Source organism: Ascidiimonas meishanensis (assembly GCF_037782385.1).
In the GTDB taxonomy this organism is placed as follows: domain Bacteria; phylum Bacteroidota; class Bacteroidia; order Flavobacteriales; family Flavobacteriaceae; genus Ascidiimonas; species Ascidiimonas meishanensis.
Map to the genome: position 1 here is coordinate 459,886 of NZ_JBBEXD010000004.1, position 25,587 is coordinate 485,472.

Annotated in this window: 21 protein-coding genes; 3 read left to right on the plus strand and 18 right to left on the minus strand. The window is 39.2% G+C overall.

Going from position 1 to position 25,587, the window contains the following annotated elements; genetic code table 11:
- The first annotated feature begins 110 nt into the window (after positions 1–110).
- From WBG07_RS09655 to WBG07_RS09665, 3 genes are read left to right on the plus strand one after another with little or no spacing between them, the layout of a single operon-like run.
- Positions 111–485, plus strand: a complete 375-nt coding sequence (locus WBG07_RS09655; protein WP_340200746.1) for an ArsR/SmtB family transcription factor — start codon at positions 111–113, stop codon at positions 483–485.
- Positions 482–1,075 carry a mercuric transport protein MerTP gene (merTP, locus tag WBG07_RS09660; protein ID WP_340200747.1) on the plus strand — a complete coding sequence of 198 codons (594 nt, stop codon included), beginning with the start codon at positions 482–484 and terminating at the stop codon, positions 1,073–1,075. Before WBG07_RS09655 ends, merTP begins: the two co-directional genes overlap by 4 nt.
- 5 nt (positions 1,076–1,080) lie before the next feature.
- Complete coding sequence (locus WBG07_RS09665; RefSeq protein ID WP_340200749.1) at positions 1,081–1,287, plus strand: GDCCVxC domain-containing (seleno)protein; 207 nt, start codon at positions 1,081–1,083, stop codon at positions 1,285–1,287.
- Positions 1,288–1,303: 16 nt separating this feature from the next.
- On the opposite strand, the gene WBG07_RS09670 is transcribed toward WBG07_RS09665, so the two are convergent.
- The 18 genes from WBG07_RS09670 to WBG07_RS09755 all read right to left on the minus strand — a co-directional run bounded on the left by WBG07_RS09670 (position 1,304) and on the right by WBG07_RS09755 (position 25,522).
- Positions 1,304–1,966: a P-loop NTPase family protein gene (locus WBG07_RS09670; protein ID WP_340200751.1), complete on the minus strand. Its 663-nt coding sequence runs from the start codon at positions 1,964–1,966 to the stop codon at positions 1,304–1,306.
- Complete coding sequence (locus WBG07_RS09675) at positions 1,950–2,669, minus strand: hypothetical protein (RefSeq protein WP_340200966.1); 720 nt, start codon at positions 2,667–2,669, stop codon at positions 1,950–1,952. The genes WBG07_RS09670 and WBG07_RS09675 overlap by 17 nt, the downstream gene beginning before the upstream one ends.
- 3 nt (positions 2,670–2,672) lie before the next feature.
- A complete protein-coding gene (locus tag WBG07_RS09680; RefSeq protein WP_340200753.1) occupies positions 2,673–2,957 on the minus strand; it encodes a helix-turn-helix domain-containing protein in 285 nt (94 codons plus the stop codon).
- Positions 2,958–3,279: 322 nt separating this feature from the next.
- Entirely contained in the window at positions 3,280–4,116 is an 837-nt protein-coding gene (locus tag WBG07_RS09685) for an RteC domain-containing protein (protein ID WP_340200755.1), read from the minus strand.
- Between the two features lie 257 nt (positions 4,117–4,373).
- The gene (locus WBG07_RS09690) at positions 4,374–5,291 is read right to left on the minus strand and encodes a LuxR C-terminal-related transcriptional regulator (RefSeq protein WP_340200757.1); all 918 of its coding nucleotides are present in this window, start codon (positions 5,289–5,291) and stop codon (positions 4,374–4,376) included.
- Between the two features lie 9 nt (positions 5,292–5,300).
- Positions 5,301–5,786 (minus strand): asparaginase domain-containing protein, encoded by a 486-nt coding sequence (locus tag WBG07_RS09695; protein WP_340200759.1) that lies wholly within the window; start codon positions 5,784–5,786, stop codon positions 5,301–5,303.
- Between the two features lie 85 nt (positions 5,787–5,871).
- Entirely contained in the window at positions 5,872–7,818 is a 1,947-nt protein-coding gene (locus WBG07_RS09700) for a heavy metal translocating P-type ATPase (RefSeq protein ID WP_340200761.1), read from the minus strand.
- Between the two features lie 35 nt (positions 7,819–7,853).
- Positions 7,854–8,645 (minus strand): cation transporter, encoded by a 792-nt coding sequence (locus WBG07_RS09705; protein WP_340200763.1) that lies wholly within the window; start codon positions 8,643–8,645, stop codon positions 7,854–7,856.
- A gap of 23 nt (positions 8,646–8,668) precedes the next feature.
- Positions 8,669–9,091: a Fur family transcriptional regulator gene (locus WBG07_RS09710; RefSeq protein ID WP_340200764.1), complete on the minus strand. Its 423-nt coding sequence runs from the start codon at positions 9,089–9,091 to the stop codon at positions 8,669–8,671.
- Between the two features lie 21 nt (positions 9,092–9,112).
- Entirely contained in the window at positions 9,113–10,312 is a 1,200-nt protein-coding gene (locus WBG07_RS09715; RefSeq protein ID WP_340200967.1) for an efflux RND transporter periplasmic adaptor subunit, read from the minus strand.
- A gap of 1 nt (position 10,313) precedes the next feature.
- Entirely contained in the window at positions 10,314–14,657 is a 4,344-nt protein-coding gene (locus tag WBG07_RS09720; RefSeq protein WP_340200766.1) for a CusA/CzcA family heavy metal efflux RND transporter, read from the minus strand.
- Between the two features lie 127 nt (positions 14,658–14,784).
- Complete coding sequence (locus WBG07_RS09725) at positions 14,785–15,042, minus strand: DUF6660 family protein (protein ID WP_340200969.1); 258 nt, start codon at positions 15,040–15,042, stop codon at positions 14,785–14,787.
- Positions 15,043–15,145: 103 nt separating this feature from the next.
- Entirely contained in the window at positions 15,146–16,918 is a 1,773-nt protein-coding gene (locus WBG07_RS09730) for an efflux RND transporter periplasmic adaptor subunit (RefSeq protein WP_340200768.1), read from the minus strand.
- Between the two features lie 25 nt (positions 16,919–16,943).
- Complete coding sequence (locus WBG07_RS09735; protein ID WP_340200771.1) at positions 16,944–19,445, minus strand: heavy metal translocating P-type ATPase; 2,502 nt, start codon at positions 19,443–19,445, stop codon at positions 16,944–16,946.
- A 78-nt stretch (positions 19,446–19,523) separates the two neighbouring features.
- Positions 19,524–19,979 (minus strand): heme-binding domain-containing protein, encoded by a 456-nt coding sequence (locus WBG07_RS09740; protein WP_340200773.1) that lies wholly within the window; start codon positions 19,977–19,979, stop codon positions 19,524–19,526.
- The gene (locus tag WBG07_RS09745) at positions 19,980–20,540 is read right to left on the minus strand and encodes a DUF3347 domain-containing protein (RefSeq protein ID WP_340200774.1); all 561 of its coding nucleotides are present in this window, start codon (positions 20,538–20,540) and stop codon (positions 19,980–19,982) included.
- 18 nt (positions 20,541–20,558) lie between these two features.
- A complete protein-coding gene (locus tag WBG07_RS09750) occupies positions 20,559–21,779 on the minus strand; it encodes a TolC family protein (RefSeq protein WP_340200775.1) in 1,221 nt (406 codons plus the stop codon).
- Positions 21,776–25,522, minus strand: a complete 3,747-nt coding sequence (locus WBG07_RS09755) for an efflux RND transporter permease subunit (RefSeq protein WP_340200776.1) — start codon at positions 25,520–25,522, stop codon at positions 21,776–21,778. The genes WBG07_RS09750 and WBG07_RS09755 overlap by 4 nt, the downstream gene beginning before the upstream one ends.
- Positions 25,523–25,587 lie beyond the last annotated feature (65 nt).

Below are 25,587 nucleotides of genomic sequence, written 5' to 3' on the forward strand. Positions count from 1 at the left end.
TTAGACTACTTCCATTTATTTCTAGCAGTTCTATTAATCAAATTGTTGCTATTTTAAATATTACGTATTTAAGTATTTGCTTAAATAAGAAAATAATGTAACTTTGCTTTATGGAAAATAATTCTTGTATAAGACAACAAGCTGATTTAGAACAAATCAATCGTTGCAAAGAGACAGTTTCAGAACTAAGTGAATCTTTTGATTATTTAGCGAATGGACTTTCATTAGTTGGGAATAGCGTAAGACTTAAAATACTTTACGTACTCTTTGAAGAAGATAGGCTTTGCGTTTGTGATTTAAGTGATATTCTTGGAATGAATATTTCGGCCATTTCCCAGCATTTGAGAAAAATGAAAGACCGAAATCTATTAGAAACCGATAGAGAAGCCCAAACGATTTATTACTCATTGACCGCTGAATATGAAAAACTACTCAATCCGTTTTTCGCAATACTTGATAAAAACAAAGTTTTAGAAGCGATATGAAAAGTGAAAACAAATTAATTGGAGCAGGCTTGCTAACTGCAATTACAGCTTCCTTATGCTGTATTACGCCTGTTTTGGCTCTCATCGCAGGAACAAGTGGAATTGCTTCAACATTCTCTTGGATAGAACCTTTTAGACCGTACTTAATCGGACTCACAATTTTCGTTCTTTGTTTTGCCTGGTACCAGATGCTAAAGCCTAAAAAGGAAATCGACTGTGAATGTGAGACAGGCGAAAAACCAAAATTCACACAGTCTAAAACTTTTTTAGGAATTGTAACTGTATTTGCAATCGTAATGTTAGCATTTCCATACTATTCAGGAATTTTTTACCCAGACACGGCAAAACAAATTATCGTTGTAGATAAATCGGATATTAAAACAACTGAATTTAAAATTAGCGGAATGACCTGCGCGGGTTGTGAAGAACACGTAAACCACGAAGTAAATAAACTCAGCGGAATCGTGAGCTCAAAAACATCATATGAAAGTGGAAATGCAATCATTGAATTTGATAAAACCAAGACCAATGAAGCGGAAATTGAGAAAGCAATTAATTCTACTGGTTATAAAGTGACCGACAAAAAATAAAAATAATGGAAACTATATTGACATCTGAAATCACTTGTCCAAACTGCGGATATAAAAAAGTAGAAGAAATGCCAACAGAATCCTGTCAATTCTTTTATGAGTGTGAGAGTTGCAAAACGGTTCTGAAACCAAATGAAGGAGATTGCTGTGTATATTGTTCTTATGGGACTGTGCCCTGTCCACCGATTCAAGAGAACAAAAGTTGTTGTTGAAAAATCATATTTAAGTTCACTTCCTCTTATCCCCAGCCTCTTTATCAAAAGCAATCAAATTAAACAATTCTCGCATCCGGCTACGAACACGGTTGCCGTAGCGTTCTTCCAATTCCTCGGCATTGAGATTGGTGGTTGCGTGGGTTTTGATTTTATGCTTGGTCTCAAGGTATAGTTCATATCTGGATAATAGCACTTCGCCCATTACGTTCAGGTCTTTACCATAAAACCGTCCAGCAGGTTCGATACCTAAATCATCAAAGCAGAAAAATTTTGTGTTACCATATTCCTCAATGGTCTTAAAACCAAGATGGTTGAAACTAAAGGTTACGTTCCTGCAAGGAATCATTTCATAAGGTCTTTGCATCGGAACAATATATCTCAGCAATTTCATTAAGCTGGTTTTCCCGCAACCAACTGGTCCGGAAAGTAAGATACCCTTATCGATGTCAATTCCATAGGTTGTGCAATTGGATTTATCTTTAATGAAGTAGGAACAAAGCTTTAGCAGTATATCTCTATCTTCATCATAAATTCTGAACTTTTCGCCGAAAAGCTGTTTCCCTTTAGCGTTCAGGTAAATTAAGATTTTTGGGAAATCATACAGTACACTTTTGCCGTCAAATTTTCCTAGCGAATATTCCACGCCACCTTCAGTAATTTTAGAGGGGTTGTCCATAATCTTTGTTTTTAGTGGTTCGCAAGTTGTCCTTGATTTGGGACGCTTGTTTTTTGTTTGATTCATTTTTTTCGTCAAATAATTCCGTTCTGTCCATCCAATTTGTGGCTACAGCTCGCCAATCACGAATTGCTTGCCCATCACTTGTTTGCCAGTTTCGGGTTTCATAGTGCTCAAAGAACTTTTTCCCCTCATCTGCATCAAAACCATTTTCTTCAAAAAAATCAATAACCACCTGCCTGCCTTTTGGCTGTTTTATATAGTTTTCTTGTTTGGTATTGTTTGTATTAGATACCAGTACTTGTCCATTTATGGGATGGTGCTGTCCCACAACTGGTTCACGTATGGGATAGTACTGTTCCGCAAGCTGTTCTAATGTGGGATTGTACCGTCCCATATCTGGTTCACTACTTGTCCCGATAATAGACATCTTGATTTTACTTCCTTTGTATGGATTGTTAGATGGAAAATAGCATAGGTAAAGCCACGAGTCCAAATCCGTAACGCAGCGGTGGTATGTGGATTTTGAGCCTATTTTAGCAGCACGCATTAAGTCTCTTCGGTTAACGTAAAATTCATCCGCAAATCGGCTACTGTTCCATTCTTGGAACAGCGCCATATACAGACTGATATGGGTAGGATTTAGGCGGTCATCAAAATAGAACTTTTCAAAAGCCGCGTTAAGTAGCTTTATATAGTTCATCATTTAAGAATTTGAACCTTGCTGAACACGGTTGGAAGTCATTATGTTTTGTATTTCCTCAGCATCGTAGTAAATAATACCACCAACTTTGGTGTAAGGTAAAGTGCCATTGATGCGAAGGTTTTGTAATGTACCTGGACTTACCTGAAGCAAATCCATAACCTCAGATGATTTAAGGTATCTTTTGAGTTTTCCAGTGGCTTGTTTGGATAATAATTTTTTAATGTCATCGAGCAATTCCATTTTGAATTCCCGAAGGTCGTCTGTTGTAATAATACTTGTAGGCATAATAGAACGGTTTTTAAAGTAAGAGACTATCGCATCGTTGTCAATTAATTTGATAGCCTCTGACCTGATTTGACTTTCGTTCTACAAATTTGGATAGCTTTAATGGATTTTATTCCCCAGTACAACCGTACTACGGTCAAAATTTAACATTTTGAAATTTCAATTGTTTTAACAGTGTTTAAAGGTGCTTCCGTAACTAACAGACCTTGAAATTGTATCAAAATTTATGAAAAACAACTACGGAATACAATTACCGTAGGTCAACCGTAGTACGGTCTTTTTTTAACATATAAAAAAAGGAACGAATGATAGCAACTAGCGACTATTCCTCGCTTTTGTCCATTTCCGAAAGAAGGGAAGCTGTCAACTGGTCGAGGAATAATGTTCGGCTATTTTTGCGATTTTTAATGTCCTGAAATGTTTTGTAGATTTCCTTTGGAGTAAAGTCGAATACTTCTTGCAAAATTTTAGATAATTTAATAATACTTAGACCCTTTTGTTTTGTCATTCCAGCAGCACTTAGCGAATATAGAAGTTCAACCCAATCTGTATTTGTGAATGGCCAAGGAATTTTTTCCGTAGGTTTTATATTCACACTATTTCCATTTACTCTATTTTTAATAGAATTTTTCTTTTGGTCCATATAGTTGATTAAAGATATATAAGCCTTGAACTTTCCTAAAAGCATATCTCTCGGTGTACAAAAATCAGGGTCTTGAAAATAGAATTTGGAAGTAGTAATATGATAAATATCAAAATGCTCTCTGGTGTAATAAGCTTTGTCAAAATGGGTTGCACCAGATTTAACGTATTGCCCGAAATCAAGATTATAAAGAAAAAAGCGATTTAATTTATTGATTTTCTTTTTTACAAATTTTAATTGTGCAGCTCTGTCTGCTTTTGGGAATTGAATTTCAAAAGAATGAATTTCTGAGAAGTATATAAGCTTAACCAATGGCACTTGTTTTATTTTTTTGAAGAAGATTATTTCTTTCTCAACACTTTCAAAATCATTGGTCAGAATGTTTCTTTTGAAAGTACTAAGCAAGTTTCTGCTTAACTGAATAGAACGATAGGATTGTTCCAAAATCGGTAGATTTTCGAGCCTTATCTCGTCTAATGCTACGAGAAGATTTTTGCCTAACGTTTCTAAATCCATTTGCAGCCATAAATACAGTTAAGCCCAACAATATTGCGGGCAGTCTTAGTTTGGGTGGATTAGTTGTTGTTAGAGTTCTTTAGTTTGCGAATGCGCAGGACAGGTACTTTGTTAGCAGAACTTTTTACGACATGGGACATCTAAAGAACTATTGAAATGTAATAACATAATTTTGAAAGAAGCAAATTTTATTCCGTAGATATCTACGGAATAAACCGTATTTTCCTACGGTAATCGCTCTAGTATTAGGAACAACGCTACTTCGACTTTTTTCGGTATCGATTAATGAATTGTCTTCTATTTTTTACACCTGTTTTTTTATAGATGTTTGAAGCGTGTTTGGAGACGGTACTTTCAGCAATGAATAAATCCTTGGCTATTTGCTTATAACTAAGATTGCTCAGAATGGACAAGGTAATTTCTATTTCCCTTCTTGTCAAGTTTTCGTAAATAATTTTCGTATCTGCTGAGTGAATTGCTTGTTCTTTGCTCATAGCAAATACTTCGTACATTTTGGTCTTGTTTTCTAAAAAATATAAATGTCTATCTATTTCTATAATGGATATGGCGTAAAAAGCTGTGTTCATAACTGTAAAAGTCAACCATTGAAAATCCCCGATTAAGGTCAATATAGGTAACAATGCAATACTTGTCACACTAATCATCGATAATCTGTTACGACGTAGGATATATTCATTTGGATTGTTTGGATGTGAAATTCTTTCATAAAACATTCCTAAGAACACAAAGGCAAGAATTGAAATAGGTATGGTAAAAAGTAACCTTGAAGAGTCCAAGGAATAAGTAAAGAAGTATGGGATTAAAAATAGTATAATAAAACTTCCAGAAGACAAAATCGCCAAATTTCTAATGGAAGAATTGTACTTTAATACTATGATATCATATTCTTTATAGAGGTAGTAAACTATATAAACACATAAAGCTATGGCAACACCATAGGTTATGATATACTGAAGAATAAGAGGGCCAGGAAAATTCTTGATTGGCAAAAAACCACCGGTTAGATTATAAGTAATGAATAGTATACCCAAAGATAAAAATCGTTTATAACCACTTGAATCTTTTCTAGTTGAATAGTAGAGTGTAAACAATACAATGACTGTATCTAATAAAAGATAGAAAAAAGTAGTCCAATGTATTGATGTTCCAAACATTTATCTTTTTCATCGCTGCTCAAATTTGTTGGTTTCTAAATTTTTTTTCACATTTCCCCAATGAAATATAGTACCGTTCATTGCTACATATACATCTGGTTTTAGAAATTGAACTGAGCATAAGGCGTAACCTAAATTAAAAGGGGCATCTGTACCATTGGATGTGCCTAGAACAAATGAGCCAACCAAGACTATCGTTTTCTTTAGGTTAAGTTTTCCGATATATTTTGCGGTATCTTCCATAGTGAAAGTACCGTGGGTTAATATTATTTTTCTCGCGCTCGTAGCTTTGATTTTATCAACCAAAAGCCGGCGGTCATCATCTGTAATAAAGCGACTATCTTTATTGAGGACATTTTCTATCGAATAGGAAAATGAAACATTTGCCGACTTAAAAAATTCCTCAATTGAGATTTTATTTTCTTGGGTCTGCTTATTTTCTGTATCATAGTCCAGCCCCTCAATTGTACCGCCTGTTGTGATTATATGTATCATAAAATAGGACTTGTTGTGACCTATAAATATAATGGTTATTATTTGTAATTAATTTTCATTCAGTCAATTGTGGCGGTCAGGAATTCTAAGATTCCTTCCATTTCATTCTCTGCAATCGTACCGCATTTAAAATGGCCAACAAAGCGACACCCACATCCGCAAAGACTGCTTCCCACATTGTAGCTAATCCACCTGCACCTAAAATCAGAACTATTGCTTTCACACCAAATGCCAAACCAATGTTCTGCCATACAATTCTTCTGGTAGAACGACCAATTTTAATTGCTCGTGCAATCTTGCTCGGTTGGTCGGTTTGGATGATGACATCCGCCGTTTCAATAGCAACATCACTACCTAAACCGCCCATTGCAATACCTACATCGCTTGCCGCAAGCACAGGTGCATCATTAATACCGTCGCCTACAAAGGCTACCTTTGTATTTGGTTGCTTTTTTAGTTCTTCTACTTCGTTCAGCTTATCTTCTGGTAGCAAGCCGCCCTTTGCCCAATCAATATTGAGTTCATTGGAAACCTGTTGTGTAATGGAATCTTTATCGCCCGAAAGCATTATGATTTTTGATATACCTGCTTCCCTTATTTGCTTGATAGCTTGATGGGCATCTTCTTTAAATTTGTCAGCAATCGTTACATAGCCTACAAATTTTCCGTTTATGGCAACCATCACAATGGATTCAACAACATTATCCGTTTCAGAAGGAACCTCTATGTTGTTTGAGGCCATCAAAGCTTTATTACCGACCAACACCGTTTTTCCATTGACCGTTCCTTTTAGTCCCTTTCCGGCAACCTCTGAAACATCGGTCGCCTTATAATCCAAACCATCCGCTTTATATTCCAGTATCGCTTTGGCAATGGGATGGGTGGATTGTTCTTCAACCGCCATCAGGTATTTCATAAACTCAGCTTCGTCAAATGTGATGGACTTGATTTCCTTGATTTTAAAAACCCCTTTGGTAACGGTTCCGGTCTTGTCCATTACCACCGTATTTACCTTGGTCATTGCATCCAGAAAGGACGCGCCCTTGAATAGAATACCGTTGCGCGATGCTGCGCCTAATCCACCAAAATAGCCTAAAGGGATAGAAATAACCAATGCACAGGGGCAGGAAATCACTAGGAATATCAGGGCACGGTAGAGCCAATCCCTAAACACATAGTCGTCCACAAAAAAGTAAGGCAGGAAGGTCAGGCCAATGGCGAGGTACACAACGATTGGTGTATATATCCTTGCGAACTTCCGTATAAATAATTCTGTCTTTGATTTTCTTGCAGTCGCATTCTGTACCATATCCAAAATTCGGGCAATGGAACTGTCCTTAAATTCTTTATTGGTTTCCACTTGAATGACACCATTGAGGTTGATGCTTCCTGCAAAAACTTTTTCGCCTTTTGCAATGGTGTCGGGTTTGCTTTCACCAGTTATTGCAGCCGTATTCAACGATGCTTTTTCGGATAACAAAATGCCGTCCAAGGGAATTTTTTCGCCCACGCGTATCTGTATCTTTTCGCCAATCTCGACTGTTTCGGGGTTGACTACAACAAAATTCCTATCACGATAAACCACCGCTTCATCAGGTCGTGCGTCCAACAAAGCCTTAATGTTTCCTTTCGCACGATTAACCGCTGCACTTTGGAACAGTTCACCCACGGCATAAAATAGCATTACTGCCACACCTTCGGGGTATTCGCCTATGGCAAATGCACCCAAAGTGGCAATAGACATCAGAAAAAATTCAGTAAAAAAATCGTCATTCTTAATACTGTTCCATCCTTCCTTGATAACGGGAAACCCAACTGGAATGTAAGCCACCAAGTACCAAACGATTCTGACCCACCCCTTGAAAAATGGAAAGGCATCAAAATAATCAATGGCAATACCAACTATCAGCATCACAAAACTGAAAATTGCAGGTAGATAGGTTCTGAAACTAGATACTTGTTCAGGATTGCTGTGGTTATCCAGATGTTCCTTAGGGTTCAAATCGCGTAAGTTTACTTTTTTCTTTTTCATTTATTTTTTAATCACATTTGATGTCATTTCAAAAACTACTTTGATAATTTGAGTATTCTCAGAGCGCCGCGCATTACAAATGCAAATACAATTCCGCCTATTGCCAAATCAGGCCATTTACTATCCAAAAAATAGACAAGTGCACCCGCAAGTATTACCCCGCCGTTGACTATGATGTCGTTGGAAGTAAAAATGGCGCTTGCCTGCATATGAGCCTCTTTGCTATTGGTCTTGTTGATGAGCCAAAGCGATATCAAATTACCCGCTAATGCGAAAATTGAAACGATAATCATCCATTGAAACAGGGGTGTTTCGGTATTGCTAAAAAACCTTCTTAAGACCTCGGCAAACCCAAGCGTCGCCAACCCCATCTGAAAGTATCCGCTTAATTTTGCCACTTTCTTTTTTCTGGAAATGGCACCACCTACTGCAAAAAGGCTTAATGCATAAACGATGGAATCTGCCAGCATATCCAATGAATCTGCCACAAGACCCATTGAGTCTGATATCCAACCAGTAGTCATTTCTACTAAAAAAAAACCGAAATTAATACCCAAGACCCACCAAAGAATTCTTTTTTGTTTGGATTGGTCTTCCACTACTGGTGGTTCGGCCTCTGTAGTTCCCTCAAAGGAATCCCCAAGTTTTAAACTGGCTACAGATATTTGAATTTCTTCGATTCCATCCAGATGATATACTTCCAACTTTCTGTTGGGTATATCAAAGTCAAGATACTTGACTTGCTCAAAACCATCCAACTTCATCCGAATCATCTGCTCTTCCGATGGACAATCCATCTGACTTATTTTAAAAGTGCTTTTTTTCAAAATCAATCTAATTTGTTTGTATATTAAAGTAAATTACTACTGCATTTTTCACATATTCCTGTAACCACGAGATTAACATCTTCTGCCAAATATCCATCCGGTAAATTAATTTGCGGAATTCTATGTTCGGTCAAACAAATAGTTTCATTACAATTGGAACAATGAAAATGTAAATGCAAATCTTGTTCTATTTCACAATTACAGCCTTCTTCACAAAGGGCGTATTTAGAGATTCCAGTTCCGTCATCTATTTGATGCACCACGTTTTTTTCCTCGAATGTTTTTAAGGAACGGTACAATGTGGTTCTATCCGCTTTTTCAAAAGCAGATTCAATATCTTTCAAAGCAACCGCACTATTCTTTTGTGCCATAAACTTGTAGATAAGGATGCGCATCGCTGTCGGGCGTACCTTTTTTTCATTCAATAATTTTTCAATTTCACTCATATGTTCGTTCTAATCTGTATGTTAGTCATCATCACCAAGTTCGCCTTTTTTCATTTCTGCGATTAAATAGTAGGCATTATTATATGCGTATTTTGTGTTCGCTTCTTGTTCGGTCAGAAAATCGATGGAAACCCACTCACCATCTTGAGTGCTCTTTGTTACTTCATAGGGCATAAAAGCCCAATTATCACCTTCTTTTTTAGCTGAAAACACAAAGAACCTATCACCGTTAGTAACTATGGCACTTTCGGGGAGTGCCATAGCTTTGGAACCATCTATTTGAATGCGCCCTCGAATGTACATTCCTGGTATGAGGTTGCCTTCCTTGTTCTCGATTTCAGCGTGTACGTGTATTGCCTTGGGGTTTTGCTCAAAAGTCTTTCCTACGGAATATATTTCCGCAGTAAGTTCTTTACCCGGTATGGATTGGACGTTGAACCGAACTTTCTGTCCTACTTTGACTTTGTAAACATCCTTTTCAAAAACCATCAAATCCGCGTGTACGTGATGGGTGTCCACGATTTCCATTAAATCGGTCTGTGGTTCTACATATTGCCCTGTTTTGATTTCTACTTTTTGAACAAATCCTTCAATGGGACTTCGTAATGCCACACGCTGGTAAATTGTGCCGTTTCTTAGCCCAGAAGCACTAATACTCAATTGCTTTAGTTGGGCTTCCAATCCGTTTACCATACTACGCGAGGCCTGATATTCCGCTTCGGCCTTTTGAAAATTGGCACCGCTTCCCACTCCTGCATCGTACAGCGTTTTTTGTCGCTCATATTCTTTTTTGAGAAATTCTCTATTGCTGTATGCATTGAGGTAATCCGTCTGTTTTTGTATGATGTTGGGGTGTGAGAGATAGGCGACTGTTTGCCCTTTGTTGACCTTATCGCCCTCGATAACCTCTATGGAAACCACATTGGCACCTACAACCGTTGTTATGGTGGCCTCGTTTTGTGGTGGCACTTCGAGTTGTCCGTTGGCTTCCACATAACCACTCATATTGCGCATATGCAAAGTATCCACTTTCATTTGCAGGGCGTTAAACTGCTTTTCCGTCAATAATACTTCTTCGACTTCGCCTTCGGAATGCCCTTCTTCCATTTCGGAATTTATTTCTGTGTTCTCTTTAGTTTCGCTTTTTGAATCGCCACAAGCGGTCAACCCTAAAAGTATTGCCAGTAGCCCGATAATTGTGTATTTGGATATATTTTTCATTTTATTGCTTGAAATATTGTAGTTCAAAAACTGATTTTAAATAATTGTCGAGAGTGTTCAGTGCGTCCATTTCGGTCTGTATGGCATCCCGTATAATTTGCGTGAACGCGGCGTAGTCCACCGCACCTTCTTTGTATGCCAGCAATGCACCTTTGCGCTGTTCCTCGGCGAGTGGCAAGGCTTTGCCCCTATAAAATTGCCAAGATGCCTTCCATTTCTGATAGGACTGTACGGCTTGCTGATATTCGGATTGCATTCGGCGTTGGGTAAAATCCGCATTCGCCTTTGCAATTTCGCTGTCAATTTTAGCGGCTTTGGCCTGACTACGCTGTGTGCCTGAAAATAATGGGACGGAAATGCCTGCTTGATAGGTGTAAAATCCGCTATTGCCATCGACCTGTTGAAGTCCACCTTGTAGGTTCAACTTCGGTAGCAAATCGGTACGGGCTTCATTATAGTTCGCTTCGGCTTCGTCGATGCGCCTTTGCGAAAGTTTCAATTCTGGATGATTTTCTATACTTGTAGGTATTTCCAAAACGGATATTTCACTTTCGTTCAGTATGTCGGGAACCGTGTAATACGTTTCTGAGACCAACCAAAGATTGAGCTTTTGCAGGGCTATGAAATAATCACTTTCTGCCTGTTGCAATTTATTGTTGATTTGCAAGGCTTGATTTGTGGCCGAAGAATATTCCAATCTTGAAATGGCTTCTACCTCAAAGTTGAGTTCGATGGCCTTTTCAAACTGTAAATAAATGGAATCCAGTTCACGGTACAGTTCATATTTCTGTCGCTGTTGGTATGCCAGCGACCACGCCTTTTTTACTTCCTGTTCCACTTGCAGTTCGGAAAGGTCAAGAGCAGTTTCGGCCAATGTGATACGATGTTTTTGTAAACGCTTCTTTGCACCGATTCCGAACAGATTGATGTTCTGCTGCCCTACACCAACCAATGTATAGACACCCTGACCCACTCTTACTTCCTCACCGCCCGTGAAAACTTGGGTCTTGCCAAGGTCATAAGCCGTGCCTTTAAGGGCGTTCTGTTTTTGGATTTCCAACTGTTTTGTTTTCAAAAGCGGATAGTTTTTCTTCGAGATTTCCACTGCCTGTTCCAATGAGATAACCGGTAGTGAGTCTTTCGGTCGGACTTGTTGGGCTTTCACCAAATTGGACGTAAACAATAGACAGACTACTGCCGTAGCGGTAACGAATTTTGGATTGGGTTTTTTCTTCCGTTCTGAACGTTTCTCTACCCATTGATAAAAAATGGGAAGGATAAAGAGCGTCAAGAGCGTGGAAGTAATCAATCCACCGATTACCACGGTTGCCAAGGGTCGTTGCACTTCTGCCCCTGCAGAAGCTGAAATCGCCATAGGAAGAAATCCTAAAATATCGGTAAATGCCGTCAACATAATGGGGCGCACTCTGCGTTTTGTTCCCTCAACAATGCGGTCTTTCAAGTTGGTTACACCTTCTTCCTTTAGTTCGTTCAGACCGCTAATCATTACCAGTCCGTTCAATACTGCGACCCCAAAGAGCACGATAAAGCCGACCCCTGCGGAAATACTAAAGGGCATATCCCTGAGCCATAGGGCAAAAATACCGCCTATGGTCGCCATAGGGATAGCCACGTAAATCATTAAGGTCTGCGGAAAGGATTTTAATGCAAAATAAATCAAAATGAAAATCAACAATAAAGCAATCGGGACGACGACCTGTAATCGCTCACTTGCCCTTTCGAGATTTTCAAATGCACCGCCATACCGAATAAAATAGCCGGGTGGTAAATCAAGATTTGCATCCAGTTTGTCCTTAATCTCTTTAACCAAGGATTCCACATCACGTCCACGTACATTTACACCTACATAGGTTCTGCGGTTGGTATTGTCGCGACTTATCTGCATCGGTCCTGGTGTGTACTCGATATTTGCCAATTCTTGAAGTGGAATTTGGGAACCGTTCGGTAAATCGATAAACAGATTCCTTATATCGTTGATGTCGGTTCGGTTTTGCTCGTTGAGCCTAACGACCAAATCGAAACGCTTTTCGCCTTCAAAGATGACACCTGCATATCCGCCTGCAAAGGCGGATTGCACCATCATATTCAGTTGGTCAATACTGACCCCGTATTGTGCCAGTTTATTGCGATTGTACTTTATCGTCATCTGGGGCAGTCCCGAAGTTGCTTCCGCCCTCATATCACCTATGCCTTCGGTCCCCGCAATGATTTTAGTAATCTCGTTAGCTTTTGCAGCAAGAACATCGATATCCTCACCATAAATTTTAATAGCAACATCTTCACGGATGCCTTCCAAAAGTTCATTGAACCTCATTTCGATGGGTTGGGTAAACTCAAAATTAACGCCCGGGATAATGCTTACCGCTTCCTTCATCTTGTCGATAAGCTCATCCTTAGATTCAGCGGACACCCAATCGTCCTTTGGGTTCAGTATGACAAACACATCGGCAAAGTCCATTGGCATTGGGTCCGTGGGTACTTCGGCCACCCCGATACGGCTTACTATTTTATCCACTTCGGGAAATTCCGCCTTTATAATACGCTCGACTTTGGTAGTGGTCTCTATGGTTTCGCTGAGCGAACTTCCAGGCTTAAGTATGGCGTGAAATGCAATATCACCTTCATCTAGTTGAGGAATGAATTCGCCACCCATTTTGGAAAATACAAATACAGCTATTGCGAATGTTGCAACTGCAATACCCACGACCCACTTTCCTTTTTTTAAAGCTCGTAATAAAAGAGGTTTATACTTTCTTTGCACCCAAAATACAAAACGGTCGCCCCACGATTTCTTTTCTGTCTTGGGTGGTTTTAAAAATATTGCGGACATCATTGGTACATAGGTTAGGCAAAGAAACATAGCACCTATCATAGCAAATATGAATGTAAGCGCCATTGGTTGAAACATTTTGCCCTCAATACCTTCCAACGCCAGTATGGGCAAGAACACAATTAGAATTATCAATTGCCCAAAGAAGGCAGCGTTCATCATCTTTTTTGATGCATTTGCGGCTATATCATCACGTTTTTCCTTGTTTAAAGACTTCTTTTTTAAGATGTAGCTTCCCATTAAGAATACGCTGGCTTCCACGATTATTACCGCCCCATCTACGATAATGCCAAAATCGATAGCACCTAAGCTCATCAGGTTCGCCCATACGTCAAAAACGTTCATAAGAATAAATGCGAACAATAGGGACAGCGGAATAGTGGAAGCTACAATCAACCCACCACGCCAGTTACCCAAGAGGAAGACCAAGACGAAAATTACGATGAGTGCGCCTTCCAAGAGATTGTTTCGTACCGTTCCCGTGGTTTCGCTTATTAACTTGCTTCTATCCAATAAAGGCTGTATGACAACCCCTTCCGGTAGGGACTTCTGTATTTCGGCCATTCGCTCTTTTACACGGACAATGACATCGTTTGAATTTGCCCCTTTGAGCATCATAACCAACCCACCAACGACCTCGCCTTCGCCATCCTGTGTCAAAGCCCCATATCGAACAGCTGAACCATACCGTACATCGGCAACATCGCTTACGGTAATGGGCAAACCATTTTCATTTTTAATGACTATTTTTTTAATATCATCAAGGCTTCGCACTAAACCTTCGCCACGGATGAAGTTGGCTTGATGGTTTTTCTCAATGTACGCACCACCCGTATTTTTGTTATTTGTTTCCAATGCCTTAAAAACATCCGTAATCGTTAGTCCGATTGCCCTTAATTCGTTAGGGTCAACGGCGACCTCATATTGCTTTATTTTTCCGCCGATGGCATTAATTTCCACAACGCCAGGTACCATTGCCATTTGCCGTTGCACAATCCAATCTTGCATTGTACGCAAATCGGATAAGGAATATTTATCTTGAAAATTAGGTTCGACTTTTAGGGTGTATTGATAGACTTCGCCTAAGCCTGTGGTAATTGGACCGATAGAAGGTTGACCAAACCCTTCAGGAATCTGTTCACGTACTTCGGTCAGTTTTTCGGAAACAAGCTGACGGGGTAAGTAAGTTCCCATATCGTCATCGAAAACGATGGTAACCACGGAAAGTCCAAAACGCGAAACCGAGCGAATTTCCTTTACATTGGGCAAATTACTCATCGCAACTTCTACTGGATAGGTTACGAATTGCTCGATATCCTCTGTGCCCAGATTGGGCGATTGTGTGATGACTTGTACCTGATTATTGGTAACATCCGGCACAGCATCAATGGGAACTTGGGTCATACTATAAATACCGGCACCAATTAGAGCCAATGTAAGCAGACCGATAATGAATTTGTTATTGATTGAAAACTCAATGATTCTGTTAATCATAGATAAAGAGGGTATTAATTCAGTTTATATTTGCATTGAACACATTGAATACAATACAACGCGCAGTATTGATATATCCAAATTTGGATATATCAAAACAGGATATAGCTATCCCATCAAAACTGAATTATGCCCGAGGGGGCTGAAAAAGGGAAAGGGGTATGTCTTTGCCCAAGCTATCAAAGTGGGCAAAGTTATCTTGTGGAATTACTGGCTGTAGTGGCTCAAAAGGCACAATACCAAAGTCTATACTGTGACAGTGGCAACATTGACACTCACAGAAAGGCGAGCACAATTCGCAGCCTTGGTCGTGTTCGCCATCAAAATCAACTACAAACACTACTTGGGAATCATCTTTTGTTTCCGCAGTATCGCTACAAGGCACTAAGTTTAGTGCCAGAAAGTAAATTGATAGTATGAATGCAAAATATTTCAAGTTACAAAGATAAAAATATTTTCGTGCAACTGTGTTGCAAAGATGAGTTACACTATTGAATCGAATCAATTACACTTCCACAAGTTAACATCTGTTCCCCATAATATGGGTTGTTAATCTCTTTATCCTTACTTATCCAGAATGCCCCTCTGTTATTATTTGCCATTGGACATTTTTGAATATATACCTTCGGGTTTAAGCCTTGTATAGTCTTTACAATCGGTACGAAATTTTGGTTCAATACAACAAAATGACTACGCTGATTTTCAATGTCAACACTTTCAGCAATTGACAACAACATCTTTTTGATTTTGGAAATATGAGCTTGTTCCATTTTACCCAAACCTGAATCAGAAAGAGACTTTAATTCTTCCAAGGTGTTTTTTGAGAAAGTTGAAACCTTTTGAGAATCACTAGCTACAAAGGCGTCTTTCATTTTAAGATATGGTTTCAAAACAGATTGAAACGCAATTTGGAATGTCTTTGGTAATTTCATTTGCATTGTTGAACTACCATTGGTTTCATTACCTGTATTCTGCGTTCCTAAATGCCCTTCGTGACCCGTCATAGTTTTGCCGCCTGATTTGTTCATCATTGACTTCTTACCTTGCAACTGCGCTGCTGCATCTACCGTGAATGTTCCATTGGTTACTATCTCATCACCCTCTTGTAATCCAGAAGCAACCATAAATATGTCGCCAACTCTATTGCCGAGTGTTACTTCCTGCATTTCAAAAACTGGTTCATTGGGATTGGTCTTTATATAAACCAATGAGCGTTCACCTGTCCACAACACAGCACTCGCTGGAATGCGAAGTTGAGCCTCTGAACCATTTGATTTGCTTTTGATTTTACCTGTGACAAACATTCCTGGCTTAAAAAGTCCTTTGTTATTTTTCAAATTAGCACGCACTACTACTGTCCTAGTCTGGGTATTCAAAACAGGGTCTATAAAGGAAACCGTAGCATCAAATACTTCATTTTGATAGGCGTTGGTAGTAACCTTGATTTTTTGTCCTTTTTTAAATTCAGAAATCTGATTTTCATAGGCATCAAATTCCGCCCAGACGGAATTTAAATTGCTAACTTTTACAATCGGTTGCCCTTGTTTTACATAGTCGCCTTCAGAAGCCATTTTTTCAGATACTGTGCCGCTAACGGTAGCGTATATAGGAAAGTTTTCTCTAACTTTTCCAGATTCCTCTATACTATTGATTTGGCTTTCTGAAAGCTTCCAAAGTTTAAGCTTGTTGCGTACCGCTTTGTATAATTCTGGTTGAGATGCTTTAAGCGAAGCTGCGGTAATCAATTCTTGTTGAGCCGCTACCAAATTTGGTGCATAAATAGTGGCAAGCAATTGTCCTTTTCTTACTTCCTGACCTTCAAAGTTGACATTGAGACGTTCAATCCTGCCGTCAAAATAACTAGCTTGAATCGCGTTTTCTTCCTCATTCATTTTAATTTTTCCTGAAAGGGAAATCATATTCTCGTTGTCCGCAGATGTATTGCCTACAATAGTGGTTTGAATGTTTGCCAAAGCCATTGCATTTTTCGTCATCTTTATTTCGTTCATCGCAAGACCATCAGCACTAGATTCAGCTGGAATTAAATCCATACCACAAATGGGGCAATCCCCAGGTTCTGGTTGCATAATTTGTGGATGCATAGAACACGTCCACATCTGTTCAGCATTTTCGCCTGAATGGTCGTGCGTTTCGGTCATATCCGTCTCATCTTTTTCGATAGAACCACCACTAAAAATGAGCCACCCACCGAGCAGTCCTAAAAGAGCTGCGATACTGATGTATAAAATGTTTTTATTCATAACTTTTCAATTTTAATTAACTTTTCTAATCAATTTTCTTGGAACGTAACCTCAAAGCATTTACTATTACAGATACGGAACTAAAACTCATTGCCAAAGCTGCAATCATCGGCGACAGCAGAATTCCAAAAAATGGGTAGAGCAAGCCAGCTGCTATCGGTATGCCCAGTGTATTATAAATGAGTGCAAAAAACAGATTTTGTTTTATGTTCTTCATAACAACATCGCTTAGATTGCGAGCTTTTACAATTCCGTGTAAGTCGCCTTTTACTAATGTGAGAGCAGCACTTTCAATGGCTACGTCTGTTCCTGTTCCCATTGCTATGCCCACATCACTTTTTGCTAATGCAGGAGCATCATTGATACCATCACCAGCCATTGCCACTACCTTTCCATTTTTCTGAAGTTTTTCAACTTCTTGTAATTTATTTTCTGGTAGCATTCCTGCTTTAAAATCTGCAAGGTTCAGTTCCTTTGCCACCGCTTGGGCGGTATCGTGATTATCGCCAGTAAGCATTATGACATCAATGTTTTTGTCCTGTAGTGCTTTGATAGCTTTCGCGCTTGTTTTCTTGATTTTATCGCCTATAACAACATATCCAGCTACTTTTCCATCAATAGCCATATAGGAGACCGTTTTGCCCTGCTCTTGAAAGGTTTTTGCTTCACTTTCCATAGCATCTGAAAGTTTCGCATTTGCGACTTCCATCATTTTGGCATTGCCCAGAGACACTTCTTTTCCATTAACGTTTCCTTCAACACCTTTACCAGTAACGGCATTGAAACCGTTAGCTTTTAGAAATTCCATTTGCTGTTCTTTCCCATACTTAATAGTTGCTTCCGCAAGGGGGTGTTCACTTTGGCTGTTTAATGACACTATGTATTGTAGTACTTCGTTTTCGGTAAAGCCATTATCAAAAGACCCAACTTTTTCGACCGTAGGTTTTCCCTCTGTGATTGTTCCAGTCTTGTCAACAATGAGCGTATCTACCTTATCCATTTTTTCGAGAGCTTCCGCATTTTTGATAAGCACACCATTCTGCGCACCTTTCCCAACGCCTACCATAACAGACATTGGTGTGGCTAATCCCAAAGCACAAGGGCAAGCGATTATTAATACGGCAATGGCATTGACCAAAGCATAGACATAGGCTGGTTCTGGTCCCCAAATCGCCCAGACTGCAAATGTTATCAAGGCAATTATTACCACAACTGGCACGAAATATCCCGAAACCTTATCAGCCAAATTCTGGATTGGTGCGCGGCTACGACTAGCATCATTCACCATATGGATAATTTGGGATAATAGCGTGTCCGAACCAACCTTTTCAGCTTTCATTAAAAAGGACTGATTACCATTGATTGTTCCACTACTGACTTTATCTTCTACAGTTTTATTTACGGGAAGAGGTTCGCCTGTAATCATCGATTCATCAATAGAAGTTTCCCCTTCGGTTACAACACCGTCAACAGGAATCTTATCGCCTGGTTTTACTCTTAGAATGTCACCCAACTCAATCTCGTCGATACTAACTTCTTTTTCTTCACCATCCACTATTTTAATAGCTTTATTAGGTGCTAACTTCAATAGTTCTTTTACAGCAGAATTGGTCTTACTATGAGCACGAGCTTCGAGCAGTTGACCCAATAGGACTAAAGTGAGAATTACCGTAGCAGCTTCAAAATAGACGTGAACAGTACCTGCTTCGGTCTTAAATTGGTCTGGGAAAAAATCAGGCACGAGCATTCCGAATACACTGAATAACCAAGCAACACCAGCACCGATACCAATGAGGGTAAACATATTGAGGTTCCACGTTTTTATACTGCGATACGCACGCTCAAAGAACATCCAAGTGGCGTAAAACACCACAGGTATGGAAAGCACAAACTGAATCCAGTTCCAATACTTCATTTCCAATATATCATATAATGGATTGTTGGTCAGCATTTCGGACATTGCAATTATGAAAATGGGTAATGTAAATGCGACCGCTATCCAGAATTTTTTGAGCAGTTTTATATAGGTCTTTTCCTCTGCGGACAGGTCGGGTTCCATAGGTACTAAATCCATCCCACAAATTGGACAGCTTCCCGGTTCGCCCTTGACGATTTCGGGATGCATCGGGCAAGTGTATTGCGTATTAGAAGCAGTCGATAGATTCATTTCTTCAACCAAATCCATTCCGCAGACTGGACAATCACCTGATTTGTCATAAGTTTTATCCCCCTCGCAATGCATAGGGCAATAGAACGTTCCCGTTCCTTTACCTTTAGGCTTTTCTTTCTCTTTAGCTGACGAGTGATGATGTTCGCCCAGTTTATGAATACTGTATGTATCACCATCGAATTTTAAGGCTTCCTGAAATTTCTCGATGGGAATATGTGATTCCATCTCAATGGTAGCTTCCCCTTTTTCAAGATTGACAACTACCTTAATTACCCCTTCTATATTAGAAAGTGTATTTTCCACGTGGGTTCTGCAACCATTGCAGGTCATTCCGTGTATGTGATAGGTGTGTTTCATTTAAATTCATATTTGTGCCTGACAAGGGAAGGGGATGCTATTAACCATCAACCAAAATTCCCTTCCCACATCAGGACTTTATTCTAATTCATCCTTCAAAAGATTCATATAATCGATTAACTCTGTTTTATTATCGTTTGAAAGAATTGCGTCTTTATGTACTAAGGTGTACGAACCCAAGGGCATTTCATTTTCCTCAATCTGACTTATGATTGACCTTAGCTTACTTTTCTTTCGTCTGTTAGAATAGTTGCCCCATTCATTAAAATTGAATTCATCTTTACCTTCGTTTATATGATATTGTAAATACCAAGCTATTGGTTGTACTTTATTATACCACGGATAACTTGTATTGTTGCTATGACAATCATAACAGGAAGTGCTGACCGTTTTCATTACCGATTCAGGTACTTTGTTTGCAATCATAAAATCGGTTTCAGGAACAGTATCACTCTGATTGCGTTCGGTAGGGATGAATTGAATACCCACCAATACAATCCCTAGAATCCACGCTATGATTTTAACTACTTTCAATTAGTTTATTTCTCGTTGTACTTTACCACATTTCAACATTTTGCTACCGTAATACGGATTACGTATTTCTTCTTTTGTACTTAACCAAGCTGTGCCGCCATCATACATAGGGCAGAATTGCTCGTATAGCTTTGTATTTGTTCCTGTAATTGTAACCAAATCTGTAACATCTTTACTTAGAGTCTTAAAATGTTCTCTTTGGTGTTTGATGTCGCTTTCACTAATATGTTCAGCGTGTTCGGTGGCATCTTCTATAATGTCCTTCAATTCCATTTTTTCACTATCTGAATAATTCGATTCATCAAAAGACTTAAGGGATTGTGCCAACGTATTCCCAAGTGTTTTAGCTTTAGAATTATCATCATTTACCAACGCATCCTTTAAATTGAAATAGTCATTAAGGACTGCGAGGGCTTTTGCATCTTGTTTACCTTGCTTAACTTGTATTTCACTTTGTGTTGAATTTGTAACTTTTTCTTTGTTGCCATCTTTACAAGACGTTGAGGCAAAGGCTGTAAGTACTAATGCGCTTGCCATTAATGTTGCTTTAAGTGTTTTCATTGTTATCGTTTTTTATGTTTATTGATTTATTAAATAATTGATTATCGCAGATTGTACATAATACATTTGCACTGATGCGATTTGATTAATTTGAAACTTCAGTTGTAATTCTTGAATGTCTAACACATCGTTAAAATCGATAGTTCCCGTTTCATAATTCTTAATTAGAATCTCTTCGGCATCATTAGCTTGCTTAAGATTTTTTTCCTGAGTATTGAATTTTATCCGTGCTTGATTGCGTTGTGATTTTGCTTTTGCAAAAGCAGTTTCTAAAGTATTTAACCGCTCGTTTTTTTGCGATGTAATTTCCTGTTGTCGCAACTTGTTCTGTTTGGAAACAGAACTGTACTTATTATTGAAAATGGGAATGGAAAGTGTAACCATTGGCATCACTATATCCTTTCCGTTATCACTAAAGTTCATCGCTGGTCGCTCTGCAACAGGAACATAGTCTAGCCCAAATCCTAGATTTGGCCCACTTTCTTTTTGGTTCAAAAGTTCGGATTGTTCTACGGATTCATAGAGCTTATCATATTTGATTAGTTCAGGATTGAGCGTCAACCCTTCATTGCTAAAAACAAGGTCTTCAACGGGAATTTTCATTTCTGGAACAACTTCCACGGCAATACTTTCCTTCCGATTCAACAGGTTATTGAACACCGTTTGTTCGGCTAAGTATTCTTCCTCTAAAACTTCTTTCTGTTGTTGCAGTTCGTTTTGACGGATTTGCAAACGCAATACATCCACAGCTGAGGCTTTTCCAACTTCAACTGATGTTAATGCCAACCGCTCGTAGGTTTGCAATAATTGAATATTATCTTCTAGTACTTTTTGATTCGCCTTGTTAGCATATAACCTGTAATAGGATTGGGCAACCGAAAGTGCCAGTTTGCGTTTAGCAATGGCGATTTCTACAAATTCCTTTTCTGCCATTGAACTAGCATAATTTTCCCTTGCTGTAATTGTTCCAAACCAAGGCAACATCTGAGATATTGAAAAACGCGCACGTTGCGCACCTGTTCTGGTTTCAGGTTCGCTCACAAAATAGCCTGCACTTATTTTGGTATTGGGCAATGTATTGACCTCACTTACCTTTTCACGGGCAATGTTATATCGCAATTCATACGCTTGAATATCTGGATTGTTCGCCTCTGCTTCTTGAATGTAGGATTGCAACTCTTGCGCTTTCGCGAAAGTGGAAACAAGCAAAAGACATACTATAATTATTATATTTTTCATTTGCTCGATTGTTTTAATTGGAATTCTTTTTTCATACTGAATAGCACAGGAACAACAAACAGCGTAATCAATGCTATTAGCATCCCGCCAAAACTTGGTATAGCCATCGGTATCATTATATCGCTTCCTCGACCCGTCGATGTCAAAATCGGCAATAGGGCGAGTATCGTTGTTGCGGTTGTCATCAAACAGGGTCGAATTCGCTTTTCGCCAGCTTCCACTATCGAATCACGAATTTCATTTTTGTTTTCAGGGGTATTGCGGTCAAATGTTTGTGTGAGGTACGTAGCCATCACAACGCCATCATCAGTAGCAATACCGAACAGCGCAATGAACCCGACCCAAACCGCTACGCTTAGATTTATAGTGTGCATCTGAAACAAATCCCGTAGGTTCTCGCCAAAGAAATTGAAGTTTAAGAACCAGTCTTGACCATAGAACCATATCATTAGGAAACCACCCGCAAAAGCAACGGCAATTCCAGTAAATACCATTAGCGAAGTAGCTACGGAACGGAACTGGAAATAAAGAATCAAAAAGATAATTATTAGTGCCAATGGAACAACGACGGACAAAGTTTTCTCTGCACGTAATTGGTTCTCATACGTTCCCGTAAACTGATAGTTAATACCTTTTGGGACGGTTAATTCGCCACTATCGATTTTCTCTTTAATCAACGCTTGGGCATTTTCTACCACGTCCACTTCTGCAAAACCGTCCAGTTTATCAAAGAGAACATAACCCACTAAAAAGGTGTCCTCACTTTTTATGACCTGTGGGCCTTGTTCGTAACGAATATTCACCAAATCACCTAGAGGAACAGGATTTCCTTTTTCTACGGGTACATAAATATTCTTTAAGTCCGTAGGGTTTTCTCTTAGTTCACGAGGATAGCGTACACGTACTGCGTAGCGTTCGCGACCTTCAACAGTTTGAGTAAGGGGCATTCCACCGACGGCAACTTGCAAGATTTCCTGAACCTTCATTATTGAAATGCCATACCGTGCAAGTTGTTCTCTATCAATATCAATAAGTAAATAGGGTTTTCCGACAATACGGTCGGCAAAAACAGCTTGCTCTTTAACACCTTCAGCCTGTTTAAGAATGGCTTCGAGTTGCAATCCGAAATCTTCGATTTCACTTAAATTTTGACCTTTAACTTTGATACCCATTGGCGCACGCATTCCTGTCTGTAACATTACCAACCGCGTTTCAATCGGCTGCAATTTTGGTGCTGAAGTAATGCCAGGTAGTTTCGTAACTCGTACAATTTCATTCCAAATATCATCCGGACTTTCAATTTCAGGACGCCAATTTCGATAGTACTCGCCATCATCGTCAATAATCAATTCATTCCTTATAACCGTAGTTTGTAGTTGTGATGCTTCATAATTTGCATCACCTTCAACTTCATTGTTAGGGTTGATGACCAGCTTGTCATTTTTTAAAACAAAAAGACCATCATCATTGACTTTGTATCGTTCTCGTTTTCCTTCCGGACCCATCATATATTCAGACTTATACTGAATAAGGTTTTCGTACATCGAAAGTGGTGCAGGGTCAAGTGCAGATTCGGTTCGTCCAGATTTACCGACCACCGTTTTTATTTCGGGGATAGTGGCAACGGCCATATCCAATTGTTGTAAAATTCTTTTGTTTTCTTCGACCCCAGCGTGTGGTAAAGATGTTGGCATCAATAGGAATGAACCCTCGTTTAGTGAGGGCATAAATTCCTTACCCGTATTCTGCATTATCAGTACACCGAATATGATTATAGTTGTTGGTACGGAAAGGAATAGAAGTTTATTCCGTAAAGCCCACCTTAAAATTCTTGTATAGTATTTGCGGAACACCCAAAATGTGCCTAGTAATCCAAAGCAAACGACACTTACAAAAATGAGGTTCATCGCAATGCTTCGGTCAAAACCTAAAGGTCGCCAGTATTCAGCCAATAGGAAAACAATGGCTAAAGATGAAATGATGATGTTCACCAGATTTGCTTTTTTTTGGGTCAGCTTTTCTTGTAATCCAGCAATTCCGGAAGCGCCAAAGGCAATCAATATAAGACCGAGCCAGAACCCGTACACCATTGCGATTATTCCAGCGATTATCAAAGAAATATTTAGGATGTATTTGAATGGGTTTTTAAGGCTTTTCTTTCGGAATAAAAAAGCTGCAAATGGTGGTATTAAAAATAGTGCAACTATAATAGATGCTGTGAGTGCCATTGTTTTTGTAAAGGCTAATGGACGGAACAGTTTCCCTTCAGCACCTACCATTGTAAAGACAGGAATGAAACTAATAATGGTTGTTAGTACAGCTGTAAGGATTGCACCAGACACCTCTGCGGTAGCATTGTAAACAACAGTATTTATTGGTAGTTTATTTCCTTCAGCATCTGTGTTTTCCATATCCAAATGCCTTATAATATTCTCGGAAAGGATTACACCCACATCGACCATAGTACCTATGGCAATGGCAATTCCAGAAAGTGCTACGATGTTTGCATCTACATTGAAAAGTTTCATCGTTATAAAAACCATCAACACCGCAACAGGTAACAACCCAGAAATTAAAACAGAAGCTCTGAGATTAAAGACCATTATGATGATGACAAGAATGGTAATTAAAATTTCCAGCGTTAACGCTTCGTTTAGCGTGCCTAAAGTTTCTTGAATAAGTTCTGTACGGTCGTAAAACGGAACTATGGTAACTTGTGAAGTGCGACCATCAGCCAATTCTTTAGACGGTAGTCCAGCACTTAAACCATTGATTTGGTCTTTTACATTGTTAATGACTTCCATAGGGTTTGCGCCATATCTAGCCACGACCACACCGCCGACAACTTCCGCACCCTCTTTGTCAAGTATGCCACGTCTAGTAGCAGGTCCTAAATGAACTTTGCCAACATCTTTTATCCTGATAGAAGTAAATTCTTTAGAGGTAACAACGGCATTTTCTATATCTGTAATAGACTTTATATAGCCCAATCCACGGACAAGATATTCGGCTTGGTTCATTTCCAAAGTCTGAGCGCCTATGTCTTGATTACTATGTTTAACAGCTTTTACAATATCAGCCAAACTAATACTGTACTGGCGCATCAATTCAGGATTTACATCCACTTGATATTCTTGAACGTAACCACCAATAGAAGCAACTTCTGAAACACCGCTTGCCGATGACAGTGCATATTTCACGTAATAATCTTGAATGCTACGAAGTTCCTGTAAGTCCCATCCGCCTATAACATTACCATCCTTATCACGCCCTTCTAGAGTGTACCAGAAAATCTGACCCAATCCTGTGGCATCAGGGCCTAAAGCGGGATTTACGCCATTGGGCAATAGACCACTTGGTAATGAGTTGAGCTTTTCAAGAATTCTACTTCGCGACCAATAAAATTCTATATCCTCTTCAAAAATGATATAGATGCTCGAAAATCCAAACATCGAGGAACTTCTTATAGTTTTTACCCCTGGTATTCCTAACAACGAAGTAGTAAGCGGATAGGTAATTTGGTCTTCAATATCTTGTGGCGAACGCCCTTGCCATTTGGTAAAGACGATTTGCTGATTTTCGCCAATATCGGGTATGGCATCAACGGCCACGGGGTTACTTGGCAGAATACCCGTTTCCCAACCAAAAGGTGCATTAACAATACCCCAACCCACAAATAGAGCGAGCATAAGTACTGCAACGAGTTTGTTTTCGATTAAAAATTTTATGCTTTTATTGAGCATACATAATGATAATTAGACAGTTATACAAAAGTTGGGTTTGATGTTATTCTGAAAAAAGAACACAA

Excerpts from the sequence above, each read along its gene's own strand:
- WBG07_RS09655 (WP_340200746.1), top strand. The coding sequence starts at position 111 with ATGGAAAATAATTCTTGTATAAGACAACAAGCTGATTTAGAACAAATC.
- merTP (WP_340200747.1), top strand. The coding sequence starts at position 482 with ATGAAAAGTGAAAACAAATTAATTGGAGCAGGCTTGCTAACTGCAATT.
- WBG07_RS09665 (WP_340200749.1), top strand. The coding sequence starts at position 1,081 with ATGGAAACTATATTGACATCTGAAATCACTTGTCCAAACTGCGGATAT.
- WBG07_RS09670 (WP_340200751.1), bottom strand. The coding sequence starts at position 1,966 with ATGGACAACCCCTCTAAAATTACTGAAGGTGGCGTGGAATATTCGCTA.
- WBG07_RS09675 (WP_340200966.1), bottom strand. The coding sequence starts at position 2,669 with ATGAACTATATAAAGCTACTTAACGCGGCTTTTGAAAAGTTCTATTTT.
- WBG07_RS09680 (WP_340200753.1), bottom strand. The coding sequence starts at position 2,957 with ATGCCTACAAGTATTATTACAACAGACGACCTTCGGGAATTCAAAATG.
- WBG07_RS09685 (WP_340200755.1), bottom strand. The coding sequence starts at position 4,116 with ATGGATTTAGAAACGTTAGGCAAAAATCTTCTCGTAGCATTAGACGAG.
- WBG07_RS09690 (WP_340200757.1), bottom strand. The coding sequence starts at position 5,291 with ATGTTTGGAACATCAATACATTGGACTACTTTTTTCTATCTTTTATTA.
- WBG07_RS09695 (WP_340200759.1), bottom strand. The coding sequence starts at position 5,786 with ATGATACATATAATCACAACAGGCGGTACAATTGAGGGGCTGGACTAT.
- WBG07_RS09700 (WP_340200761.1), bottom strand. The coding sequence starts at position 7,818 with ATGAAAAAGAAAAAAGTAAACTTACGCGATTTGAACCCTAAGGAACAT.
- WBG07_RS09710 (WP_340200764.1), bottom strand. The coding sequence starts at position 9,091 with ATGAGTGAAATTGAAAAATTATTGAATGAAAAAAAGGTACGCCCGACA.
- WBG07_RS09715 (WP_340200967.1), bottom strand. The coding sequence starts at position 10,312 with ATGAAAAATATATCCAAATACACAATTATCGGGCTACTGGCAATACTT.
- WBG07_RS09720 (WP_340200766.1), bottom strand. The coding sequence starts at position 14,657 with ATGATTAACAGAATCATTGAGTTTTCAATCAATAACAAATTCATTATC.
- WBG07_RS09730 (WP_340200768.1), bottom strand. The coding sequence starts at position 16,918 with ATGAATAAAAACATTTTATACATCAGTATCGCAGCTCTTTTAGGACTG.
- WBG07_RS09735 (WP_340200771.1), bottom strand. The coding sequence starts at position 19,445 with ATGAAACACACCTATCACATACACGGAATGACCTGCAATGGTTGCAGA.
- WBG07_RS09745 (WP_340200774.1), bottom strand. The coding sequence starts at position 20,540 with ATGAAAACACTTAAAGCAACATTAATGGCAAGCGCATTAGTACTTACA.
- WBG07_RS09750 (WP_340200775.1), bottom strand. The coding sequence starts at position 21,779 with ATGAAAAATATAATAATTATAGTATGTCTTTTGCTTGTTTCCACTTTC.
- WBG07_RS09755 (WP_340200776.1), bottom strand. The coding sequence starts at position 25,522 with ATGCTCAATAAAAGCATAAAATTTTTAATCGAAAACAAACTCGTTGCA.